The organism is Micromonospora sp. Llam0, assembly GCF_003751085.1.
GTDB lineage: Bacteria > Actinomycetota > Actinomycetes > Mycobacteriales > Micromonosporaceae > Micromonospora_E.
In genome coordinates this window covers 5,906,651-5,919,631 of sequence record NZ_RJJY01000001.1, presented here as the reverse complement: position 1 = coordinate 5,919,631, position 12,981 = coordinate 5,906,651, and the positions used below count along the sequence as shown (strand labels likewise).

The window sequence follows — 12,981 nt, the reverse complement described above, 5'->3', positions numbered from 1 at the left end:
CCGCGTGGCCGTGACGGGTACTACGGCCCGGTCCAGTCGGCCGCCGGGTCCCTTGCCCTGCGTCTGTTCGAGCCGTCGACTCTGGACTTCGCGTTGATCCAGGCGAACATCAAGATCGCGTTGGCCCTGATGCGGGCCGCCGGTCGCGGCGGCACCGATCAGGGCGGGGACGGACCGCAGGCCGGTGGCCGGGCTGTCGGCACGGCCGATCACCCGGGCGGCGGTTGGCTCCTGCACGACGATCCCGACGATGCCACATGGACCTTCCTGGAGAGTCTGTTCGGCGACGGAGCCGATCTTTGGCAGGTGGCCGCGTTGTTCCTGGTGAATCCCTGGCATCCGGGGCCGGGTCATGAAGGGCTGCCGGTCGGCCTGAGCGCGGATGAGGCGCAGCGGCTCGGACTTCCGCCGTCGTGGCTCGGCGACGATCTGGCCCAATCTGCCGCTGAGCATCCGGCGATCGTGCTGGCTGCTCTGATGGAGCAGGGGCTGATCACCCCGGGCATGCGCGTGAACGATCTTGCCGGGGTCACGTTGCCGCCGTCGTTCTGGTCGGGTTTCGTGGACCGGGTCCGGCAGGCGTGGTCGCTGGCGCCGGCTGGTGAGGGCGCTTCGGTGGTCGCGGCGCGTACGCGGGCGGCGGATGCGGTCTGGGCGGAGTTGCGCGCGAGCGGTATTCCGTTGGCGGATTGGCATCGGTGGTTCACGGCCGAGGCTGAGCGGGTCGACGTGTCGGACGCCGCTGTCTCGGTACCGGATGGTGGCGCCCGTCCCGCGTCCGCACCTGATCCGGCGTTGTTGCGCCGTGTCGAGTTGCCTGTCGGCGAGGGCTCGTTCCTGAAGGTGTTTGTGGACGCCGCTCGCCGTCAGGGGGTGGACCTGCCGGCGGAGGCGGCCACTGTCGAGGGGTTGGGTGGTTTCCTGGAGGGACGGGCGGGTGTGGACTCGTCGGGTGCCGGGGTGGCGCCGACGGTCGGTCAGGTGATCGCCGCCGCGTTGCCGCTGGGCGTTCAGCTCGCCTTGCTGCCTGATGCGGGTCGTGCGGGTCGTGTCGAGCGGACGCGGTTGGGGTTGCGGGGCGAGGTGGCCGCCGGTATCGACCGGGGTGACGACCGCATCCGGCTGTTGTTGCGGCTGTGGCTGCAGACGGCGGGACAAGAACAGGAACAAGCTGGCCAGGAGCCGATTCTTGATGTGTTGCGGGGGTTGACCGAGCGAAGCGCCCAACTGCCGAGCGTGGGTCGGCTGCTGACCAGACTGCTGGCCCGGCCGGACATGGGGTCCAGCGTCGCGGCCCCGGCCGGGGTGGCGTTCGTGGCGCGGGCGCTCGGTGTCGAGATCGTGTTGACCTCGCCGGAACGCTCTGTCGCGTTCGGGCCGGAGTCGACGCGGACGCTGCACCTGTGGCGGGACCCGACCGGCTTCGACAGCTACGGTCCGCGCCCTGAGCCGCTGAGGTTTACTGAGTCGCCGCAGATTTTCGACACGGAGCGGGCCCGGATGCGGCTGCGGCTGGATCAGACTCTGGACCTGATTCCGTTGCGCGATCGCCTGCCGTTGGTCGACGTGGACGGGATCAGCCAGGTAGGGGCCGGCGTCTGGTTCAGATTCGACGTGGACGGCATCAACGAGAACAGGCTGAACCGGCTGCTGGCTACCCCGGGAGTCGACGTCGCAAGCAGTGTCGGCGGGGTTGCTATCGGTGTACCGGTTACCGGCCGGGACCCGCTGCTCGTCCGGGTGTCGCGAGCGATCCTCAGCCTGATCGCACCAGAGGAAGTTTCCGTAACCGTCACCGCTCGCCCACGCGGCGGAGCGTTCGACGACGCGGCGTGGAACCGACTGCACCAGCTCGCCCTGGGCCATGCGGCCACGCTCGCGCGGATGGCGGCTGCCGACACGCCGTATGATCAGGAAACCCTTCCGGATACCCTCGTTCATGCCGACGAGGCGATCGACTTGCGCGCCACAGGCACCCGGCTGAGCCCCGGGATCATCCAGGCGCTGGCCCGGCTGGCCGCCGCCGCAGTGGCGGCCGCGATGCGTGGCAGCCACTACCTGGACCACGACCTGCCCCTGGATCTCCTGCCCGAACCCGACGACGCCGCAGCCGACCAGCGCGAGGTGGAACTCCGCTCCGACGAGCCGTTGGATCCGGACCAGACCCTCCCGGCCCGCCGGATGATCGACGAACTGTTCGTCGAACCGGACGACCAGCGGGAGGCTGCGGCGCTGTATCACCTCGGCTGGTGGCCGAAACCAAAAGTTGACCTCCGGCCGGTGCGTCCGGCCCGGCGGGCACCGCTCGACAAAGCAACCCTGACCCGGGAGGTACGCGAGGTCGCGGCGCAGGGCAGGGTTGCCCGGCTGAACGGACGGCTCACGGAGGCGGACTGCCTCACCTTGGCACGGACGCTCACCCGGCGGCTGATCGGCGCCGATCCGGTCGGTCTGGCCTCGAGGGTGCCGTACACCCGTGACGACATCGACCTGGGTCGGACAGCTGAATCCTGGCTGGCCGACCGGTCGAGTTGGGCTCGGGTGCAGACCTGGGAGACGATCGAGGATCAGCTGATCGACGCCGGACCGGGGGCGATGACCGTGGTCCTGATGCGGCGGCCGGGCCGCGAGGTAGGCCACGTGTTCGCCGCGTATCACGACGCGGGCGGGGTGGTGCGCTGGCTGGACCCGGTGCGTGGCGACGGCGACAGCGTCTTCACTCTGGCCAAGCGGCCCCTGGGGCTGGAGGCGCCGGCTGCGGCGCGGGCGTTGACGATCGGCGCGGACGGTGTCGTGCGGTCTCCGGAGCCGGACGATCTGGCGGCGCTCGAGTCGACGTCGACCGCGTTGGCGGTCGTGGACGCGCCACTCGGCGGGCCGTACCGGGGGATCGGGTTCGAAGCCGAGTGGCTGCTGCCGATCCGGCTGCCGGGCAACGCCGACGCCGGCGACGTCAGGGAGGACGTGCTCGCCGAGACACCCGACAGGTCACTCACCATCGTGGTGGAGACCCGGCCGCTGTACGTTGCCGAGGGGCAGCCGGGGGATGGATTCCGGGTCTTTATCGAGGAGCCGATTGCCGCCGACGACGAGACCGAGCGACGCAGGGTCGCGCTGCCTGAGATCGTCTCCGGGGTCCTCAAGAATTTTCCGGAGGAGCAGGGACGCGTCGAGGACACCGACGCGTTGTGGCGGCAGATGGAGGCGTTGGAGCGCCGGTTCAACGAACGCCTCGGCCCGGGGACGGGCATGCCGGGTGTGCCGACCCAGCCACTCGGGGAGGTCCTCGACGGCCTCGGATTCACGGTCGACCCCGCAGCCGCCAAGATGCTGATCGGACCGACCCCGGTGGGGGAGCCGAGCAGGTTCCACGTGCACATCACCACGGCGGCTGCGACGGAAAGCCTGCTCGCGGGCCTGACGCACATCGCCGGGAACACCTGGCGTGACGAATCCACCGGAATGCCGGTCAAGGAGCGGTTGGCCGACGGACTCAATTTCGGTCGAGCCGTTGCCAGCGACACCCGACAGCACTTCGGTGAGCTCGGTCTGCTGCCGTCCGACCGGGTTCTCCACGCCGTCCACGGCTTCCTGGGCCTGCTCTACTCACAATCGAGTGCCATTGCCGCCAGCAATGCCAAGGCGTGGTTTCCGCGCAAGCAACACAACGCCGTTCTTTCCCGGGTGGCGATGGTGCGCTTCTGGGCTGAGCTGCCGTGGTGGATCCGGATTCAGCAGCTGTTGAACGTCGATCGAATCCTCGACGGGTTCATCAGCCACTACCCGAAATCCTCAGTCGACGGGCCTGAGATCCCTGGGTGGGACCGGGTCGAGGAGTACTTCACCGCGCCGTTGCGGGGCCGCGAGATCAGCCAGGTGAAGTCCTTCGGCCGGATGACCGAATGGTCGCAGCTGGACACCAATGACGGCCGGTTGCGGGTCCCGGTCGGCGGGCTGGAGATCCGCTCGTACGGCTCGCCTTGGCTGACTGTCGCGCAAACCCGTGAGCATGTCGAGCGGCTCGGGGAGGTCTTTGCCGCAGCCTACGAGGAAGCGGCGGCGTATCCCGTACTGCTGCGGGACGAGCCGCTGCCACCGACGGACACCGCGCCGGCCGACGCGGACCTCGGCGTGCTAACCCTCTACCGGGCGGTGGATCTCGTCGCCCGTCGGGACTTCGACGCGGCGGTACGTCTGGTCGACGCGACGCCGCAGGTGACCGCAGAGCATGCCGGCAGGTGGAATGCCGCACTCACCGTGCTCGCCAACGCCGAGAAGGGCATGGGTGCCGACCGTGGTCAGTTTGGCAAGGACCTCCAGCGATTCGCCGACACACTGCTCACCCGCTGGATCGATGCTGTCGTCGACGCACCGACCTGGCAGGACGCGGCCGATACGTGGACCGACACCCGCGACCTGTCACCCAACGACATCGGAGAACAGGCCGCCGCGAATCTGGATCGGCATCTGCAACAGCGGGAGCACGATGCCTCGTCGGCTGATGCCATCATCCGGATCGTAGCGGTCAAGGAACTGCTCAAGATCGTACAGTCCGGTGCGGATCTCGCCGCGTTGGACTTCCTGGCCGATCCGGATCCGGACCGCCGGGTCGAGCAACTGACATCACTGATCGACCAGAACGGGGTCGCGTCGGCAGCCTGGTTGTTCATGTGGGCCGAGGGAGTCTTTCCCGGCGAGTCGGAGCTGTCACTGCTGCGACGGATCCGGCAATCAGAGTCGAGACAGATCGGCGACGTACGGGCGATATGGTCCGTAATGTTCGCCAGGCTTGCGGCTGACCGACCGCCCGCAGCCGCCCGGTCGGTCGCTACCTTTGGCACCGACCTGATCATGCCGCTCATCGACCAGTGGTTGGCCGAACCGGACCAGGTGCTCGTCGCCGAAAGCTGGGGCGCGATCCGTACGCTGCTCACCGGTCCGGCGCGGCTGCTGCTGCCCGAGGTGGCCGTCCGACTCGTAAGCCGAGACACTGCGGGCAGCTCGCACCGCGATGCGGGCCGCTCCCGGGCCGATCAGGTGTTCGACCTGGTGGCCCCTCGCCAGGGCCGGCAACTGGCCCGGCTGACGGCCCCGGACGCGGCCGAACGGCAACGCGCGGTGCGTGACCTCGTCGCTGCGGTACCACCGGCAGAGCTCGGCAATCTCCTGCCGCTGTTCACCTCGGTTGAACTCGACGAAAGCGGACGTAGCGATGTCGAGATGGTGCGGGCGATCGCCGCCCTTGTCCGTGGGGATTCGGACACGGCTGGCGCGATCGTCGGCGCGGTAGCGGGTTCGCTCGACGGTCCAGCCCGGGCCCACTGGGTGGGAATCCTGGACCAGCGGGTCAGCTCCCAGGACGTCGACGTGGTCGGCCTGGCCGACCGGATCGTCGACAGTGGCATCGACGAGTGGCGCAACTCGCCTACCTGGGAGGCGTCCCGCGAAGCGTTCGGCTCGATGACCGAGGTCCTCCGTCGGGCCGGCGACGTGGCCCGATCTCGGGCGCTGGACCGGCTGACCGAGCAGAGTAGCCGCGAGTCCGCCGATGACCGGGCCGTCGCCACTCAGGCCATCGTCCAGCTTGCCAGCGACAACCTTTCAGACGAGGCCTACGCCTACCTGACGGAACCGGACCCGCAGGAACGCCGCCGGCTCTTCCTCGACCTACTTCGCCATCCGGACCTGTCGGATCCGGCGCGGCCGGCGGAGCTGACCCGTGGCGTCGACCTGACCGAGGCCGAGCAGGTCGACGTCGCACTGTTGAGCATCGTGATCGACCGGGCGGCCGGAAGCGAGACAGACACCGATGACCGGCTCCTGCTGCTGTGGGCGCAGGACCCGACACAGGTGACAACGGAGCACACGGCGCTCGCCACGCTGGTGCGCAGCCGGGATAGGGAGACGGCCCGCGCCGCAGAGCAGACCCGCGCGCTGATCGCCGACCTCGGCCCAGGGAACGACCTGAAGGAGGGCGCTGCGGGGGGTGTCCGATCGGCGTCCACACCGTCGGAACTTGCTGAGTTTCTGGCACCGTCGGCGGAGGCGAGCAGGCCAACAAGCCCCGAAGACCAACTGCTGACCAGGATCTTCGGATCGGCGGTGCCGGCCGAGGAGTTGGCGTACCGGTCGCCGAACGCGGAAGCGGCGTTCGACCTGCGGTCGATTACCCAGGCGCTGTTGACCGTGTCCGGTCTCGACCCCCGGACCCCGGCTTCCAGCGACCGCGAGCACGGCTTGGACAGCCTGGCCGGCCAGCTCAAGGTCACCCGTGCCGATCTGCCGTCGATCGGCTACCTGACCGTGCGGGCGTACGGGGCCGACGGTGTCACCGCCGCCCGGCTCGACGCGGCGAAGCGGGCACTCACCATGCTGAGCGGGGAACCCGACAGTTCGGACCTGGTCGGCGAGGCACTGGTCGAGCGGCTGCTCACCGAGGCGCGGGCCGACGACGAAGACACCGATTCCACCATCCGGCTCATGCGGGTGCTCGAACTCGCCGCCCGGATGTCCACCCGGAAGCCGGGTATGCGAAGCCTGTTCACGCGATACGTGCGCTCCGCGCACCTGGTCGCTTTGGCCACCGGACTTGGCCGGGTCGTTTCGTTCGACGGCGATGGCCAGGTCTGGTGGTTGGGCGGCGACGCCCCGCCGGTCGGGATTCCTGCGGTGGAGGGGACGCTGGTAGTCGCGTACCCGGCGGCTGCCGGTTTCGCCCCGGCCGACTGGCAGGTGCCCGGCGGCGCCGCGCTTCTCGTGCAGCTGGCCGACGCTGTCCGATGGGACGTCAGGGCGGATCGGTCGGCCCCGGTTCTGCTGGTGCCGGTTGTCGACGGGCCGGTGGAGATCGGTCCGATCCGCGCCGACCTGGCCGGGCTGGACCGTCGGGCGGGCGGCCTTAATGTATCGATCGCCGACCCGCTGGACAGCAACGTGGTCGGGCCGGAATCCGACTCGGCGTCGGTTTCTGCCGCATTATGGCTCGGAGCGATGTGGACCAGCGATGAGGACGGATGGTCCCCGGTCGCCCGGGACGGCACGCCGCTGAACGTGGTGGCGGAGACGCTGGCTGACGGCCGGACCAGGCCGGTGGCGGGCCGGCCGGTCGCCCCGGACAGGTTCGAGATCGTCGACCCGGCGACTGGTGCCACGATCTACCAGCTCAGCCAGAGCACCGACGGGGCGGGGGCGGTGACCTGGACCGGCGACGCGCTCTCCCCCGACGACATCCGGCACTTCTCCGACACCGCCCAGGATGCCGCCGGTTGGACGTCGGCGGATGGCCGGGCGGAGGACGGGCGGACACCGCGTGACAAGGCGTGGAAGTTCGTCCAGCGGATCGTCGCCGGCGGCCGGCGGGTCCGTGACGACTTCCTGATTCCCGGCTACAGCCTGTTTCAGGCCACTGTGAACGGGCGGAGTGTGCTCGTGCGCGCCGAGGTCGATGGGCAGGGTGACGTGGTGCGGGCGCTGCGGCCGTTGCCGATCGACGAGGCACTGGATCGCGCCGGGTTGAGCTGGCTGGCGGACGACCTGCTGCGGGCCGGCTGGCAGGTTCGGCACGGAACGTGGCCGGAGATCGACGGCGAGTCGCGGCTGCTCGAGGTGGACGTCTTCGAGTCGGACACCGGTGCCTTCCTGGAGGCCCATGATGCCCTGCTCGGTCTGACGTACGCCCGGGAAAGCCGGTTCTTCCGGGTCGCTGACCCGGCGCTCCATGCCGAGGTGCGCGCCGTTGCGCGTGAGAGGTACCAGGATCTGGATGGTGCAGCGAACCCGGACGGCCAGCCGGGCTTGGCATTCCTACAATGGGAAGAACGCACCGATGCCTGGCGACAGATTGTGCACCTGATCGCCGACCGGGTCGGTTTTCCACCACCAGATATCACCTTCGTCCCCCCGTCCGACGGTAACACAGACGATTTCGATGCCATCGAGGGTCGCGACGGACTGGGCATAGCTCGCAGTAGCGACTGGCACATATTGTTGTTGATGGACGGTAAGGTCGATGACATTCTTACGACGATCCTGCATGAGGAGCTGCATCTAGAACAGTATGGAGCAGGTCACTATCGCGCGAGACTGGACGCTTCCATCTCCGATTCAGATTCTGACAACCGTTCCGACCGCAGCTACACCAATGACCCGGTGGGGCAAACGGTTATCCGGAACGACGATGTAGCCAACGAGCTACTGCGAATCGGAGATCCGAACGCTCTCATGCCGAAGCTCGCCTTGCGGCAGATCATGGCGAGTTTAGAAGGAGAATATGGTCTTGACGCACGGATTACCCTCGATCACGCCGGACGAGCGAGGGTTGACCCGAATTCGGTAACGGTCGGCAGCCGGGTGCATCGCCGCCTGCAGGCCGGCGACGCCAAGTGGCGCCGTACGCGAATGGGTTTGAGATCGAAATATGTTGCCCGACCAGTGGAGGCGCCCGCGCTGCATCTGGACGCGGTGTTCCAAGCAGGTGGATCGGTGCGTGACTGGAGTTCGGATCCGCGCGGTCAGGTGCCTCCGATCGACGGGTACGAGGTGGTCAGCCTCGGTGCGGCCGGGGTCTTCATTCGTCCGGCGGGTTCGTGGGCCCCGCCGCCGGTTCGGCTGCCCCCGCCGTCTGATCCGCTGGTGGTCGTGCAGGTGGCCGGCCCGGCGCAGGCTGGTCGGGTGCTGACTGAGCTACGTGACCACCTTCCGGATGGTGCGCTGGTGGAGTTGATTACCGACGGCTCGACGTTGTGGCACTGGGCGTCGGCAGAGCAGGCGGTAGGCCTTTCCCAGCTACTCGGTGATTCTCATCCCCTGTTGCTCGGTGTGGACCTGGTCGATCCCGAAGGCCAGTTCGCTAATCATTTTCTGACGTTCGGCCGTACCTTCCGCCCAACGATTAATCCGTTTGCCGCCTTCTACGCGGTGGCTGTCGAGTCCGTCCAACCTGACCCGGACGGAACCCTCCGTTTCAACGAGGGTGGCGGCCGGGGAGTCCGCCTGCCCGACCTGGAATTTCGAGCGGTCGGTTGGCGGCTCTGGATCGGGGAGCCCGACGATGTTCCCCAGATCGAGGACGGTGATCCTCAGGTGGTGATCGGATCGCCGTCGCGGGACATCCCGTGGCATCTGTGGTGGTGGGCACTGGACATGGTCCGGGAATTTCAGTCCGCCGGTGGGGTGCCGCCGAGGCCCGGCGACGTGCGGGTTCATCGGCCGCAGCCGCAGCCGGAAGAGTCGCCGGATGTCGGGATCGGGTCGATCCATGAGATCACCGACCAGGATCGGCAACTGTTCCGTACCGCGTTCGGTAACACGCGCCTACTTGGTCAGGCGGATTCTGCCGACGACCGCGCGGGTTTCTCGATCACCGTGTCCCACGTGGTTGACGCGCTGTTGGATGAGGCGGGTGTCGATCCGGCGATGACCGATCCCGGCACGCTCATTGCCGCTCTCTCCGAGCTTGCCGACCGGCTGGGCCTGGACGATCCAGTGCTGCCGGACCCGCAGCGGGCCCGACAGACCCTGCTGGCCGTCGGATGGGTGGCGGCGATGGAGCATGGGATCGGTAGCTTGACCCAGCAGCGACTGGCAGAGACATTCCAGTCGCTGTCGTCAGACGCGATCGAGGAGATCCTGCACCCGAACGACTACTGGCTGTCGAGCGGGCCAAGCGTCGTCGCCCCTGCCGACGTTGACCCCGCCGGCGTCGACCCGGTTGACGACTTCTCGGACAGCGTCGTGGAGGCGGCGCAGGTCCACGATCTGGTGCGGGATGAGGGATCCATAGCTGACCGGTTCCTGGCTGACGGGGCACCGCTGGTCATCCACAAAACTGTTGTTTCTGGTCGACAGGTGCTGGCGTTGCTGTCTTCGGATGACTGGGCGCAGGTGTTGAGTGGGGTGAGTGGTCCCGATCACACCGGTTTGGCGGGGGCGGCGAATCGCAGCTGGCTTCCGCCCGGCGAGCTACCTGCGGTGGTGGTGCACGGCGACGGCGAATTCGTCCGGGTGCCGGTCTATCGTGACGGTCGGACGCGGCAGGTGTTGTTGACGGCGGAGCAGTTGGCGATGGTGACCGCCGGCCTGCCGGGGAATTTGGCGCTGCTGGCCTGCCGGATAGGCGAGCTCGACGAGGGCTTCGCACAGCGGTACGCGGATGCGCGGAATGGCACGGTGCTGGCTTCCCGGGACGATCTCTACGTGCCGTTCGATTCGCCGTTTCACGGGCAGCGTTCAGATGCGCCGCAGCTGATAACCCGGGCGGTGGACCCGGGCGGTGCCGGGCGTTCCTGGGTGCTGTTCGTTGGCGGTGGCGCGGGCGAGGGCTGGGACACCGTGAACGACATGACGAAGGAGGACTTCGAACGGATACAGGAGGAATCGGAGCGCGGCCAGGAGGACTCCGAGCGAGGCCAGAAGGTCGTTGGGCGGAACATCGACTTCGACGGCTTCCGTGCGGTGGATTCCGGTGCGGACGGCGTGCGGCTCGGGGACGATGCCGAAGCGGCGCTCTCTTCCGACGACATCCGGCACTTCTCCGACACCGCCCAGGATGCCGCCGGTTGGACGTCGGCGGATGGCCGGGCGGAGGACGGGCGGCCACCGCGTGACAAGGCGTGGGAGTTCGTCCGGTGGATCGTCGGTGCCGGCCGGCGGGTCCGTAACGACTTCCTGCTTCCCGGCTACGGCCTGTACGTGGCCACTGTGAACGGGCGGAGTGTGCTCGTGCGCGCCGAGGTCGATGGGCAGGGTGACGTGGTGCGGGCGCTGCGGCCGTTGCCGATCGACGAGGCGCTGGATCGCGCCGGGCTGAACTGGCTGGCGGCCGACCTGCTGAAGGCCGGCTGGCAGGTTCGGCACGGAACGTGGCAGAAAATCGACGGCGAGTCGCGGCTGCTCGAGGTGGACGTCTTCGAGTCGGACACCGGCGCCTTCCTGGAGGCCCATGATGCCCTGCTCGGTCTGACGTACGCCCGGGAAAGCCGGTTCTTCCGGGTCGCCGACCCGGCGCTCCATGCCGATATACGTGCATTTGCGCGTGCCAATTACCGGATCCTGGACCACGGACTGAACCTGGGGCCGCTGTCGCCCTTCTCCTTCGCGAACTGGCAAGAACGGAACGACGCATGGCGCCAGATCGTTGACTTGGTCGCCTACCGGATCGCCGTGCCGTCACCCTTTACCATTCTGGAGCCTTATGAACGCGGCTACAGGCCCGGTAAACTTGGCGAATTCCGTGGGTACGACTGGTCGATATCGCTTTTGATGAATCGCTCAGTAGACGACATTCTCGCGACGCTCGTGCACGAGCTGCTGCATTCCGAGCAGAGCGCGGGTTCTTACGTTCGCGCGAAACGACTCGCCGTCAACGATACTGACGCCGACGTCGATTCCGACGCTGATCGCAGCAGCCAAGATATGCTTGAGATGGTGCGGCAAACAGAGCCTCTAGACAAGGCTGTCGCCGACGAGTTGCTGCGGGTCGTAGATCCGCATGCCCTTGTGTCGAAGCTCGCCCTCCGGCAGAAAGCTCGCCAGTTGGCGACATCATATTTGGGTGATCCGGTTGCGTCGCTTTTTGATGCTGGACGAGCGAGGGTCGATTCAGGCTCAGTTGCGGCCGGCAGTCGAGTCCATCGCCGCCTGCAGGCCGGCGACGCCAAGTGGCGTCGTACGCGAGAGTATGTAGCATCCGAGTATGTCGCCCGACCAGTGGAGGCACCCGCGCTGCATTTGCAGGCGGTGTTCGAAGCCGGTGGATCGGTGCGCGACTGGAGCTCGGATCCGCGTGGTCAGGTGCCTCCGATTGACGGATACGAGGTGGTCAGCCTCGGCGCGGCCGGGGTTTTCATTCACCCGGCGGGTGCGTCGGCCGTGCCGCCGGATCGGCTGCCCCCGCCGTCCGATCCGCTGGTGGTCGTGCAGGTGGCCGGCCCGGCGCAGGCCGAACAAGTGCTGACTGAGCTGCGTGAGCACCTTCCGGATGGTGCGCTGGTGGAGTTGATTACCGACGGCTCGACGGCGGGGCAGTGGGCGTCGGCAGAGCAGGCGGTGAGCCTCGCCCAGCTACTCGGCGGCCCCCGCCAACTGCTGCTCGGCGTTGACCTAGTCGATCCCGATGGCCAGTTCGCAGATCATTTCCTAACGTTCGGCCGTACATTCCGCCCAACGATGCATCCGTTTGCCGCCCACTACCAGGTTTCTGCCGAGCCCTCCCGGCCTGATCTGAACAAGAGCTTGCCATTTCACTACGGTAGCGGTCGGGAATTCAGGCTGGCCGACCTGGAATTCCGGGCGGTTGACGGGCGGCTCTGGATCGGGGAGCCCGACGACGTTCCCCAGATCGAGGACGGTGACCCTCCGGTGGTCATCGGATCGCCATCGCGGGAAATCCCGTGGCATCTGCGGTGGCAGGCGCTGGACATCGTCCGGAGACTTCAAGTCGCTGGTGGGGTGCCGCCGAGGCCGGGCGACGTGCGGGTCCATCGGCCCGAGCCACAGCCAGCGGAACTGCCGGACGTCGGCCTCGGGTCGATCCACGAGATCACCGACCAGGACCGGCAACTGTTCCGCACCGCGTTCGGCGACCGGCACGGCCCGGACCCGGAGAAGTTGGCCCACGAGAGTCCCGGAGCATCGTTCACCGCGTACCACGTGGTCGATGCGCTGTTGGACGTGGCGGGTGTCGACCCGGCGGTGACCGACCCCGCCACGCTCGTCGCCGCTCTCTCCGGGCTTGCCGACCGGCTGGGCCTGGATGATCCGGCGCTGCCGGACCCGCAGCGGGCCCGACAGACCCTGCTGGCCGTCGGATACCTGGCCGCGCGGGAGCACGGGATCGGTAGCTTGACCCTGCCGCTACTGGCACAGACCTCCCAACGGTCATCAGACCAGATCGAGGAGATCCTGCCCCCGGACGACGACTCGTCGTCGAGCGCATCGAGTGTCGCCGACTCCGCCGACCTCGGGTCGGCCGACGAGCGCTGA

At 67.9% G+C, this 12,981-nt stretch carries 1 protein-coding gene (running past one end of the window); it reads left to right on the top strand.

Going from position 1 to position 12,981, the window contains the following annotated elements:
• Positions 1-12,981, top strand: partial view of a toxin glutamine deamidase domain-containing protein gene (locus EDC02_RS25690; protein ID WP_123604161.1) — the final stretch only. The gene continues 30,159 nt to the left of window position 1, outside the view; only the last 12,981 of its 43,140 coding nucleotides appear in the window; the start codon falls outside the window, past its left edge; it ends in the stop codon at positions 12,979-12,981.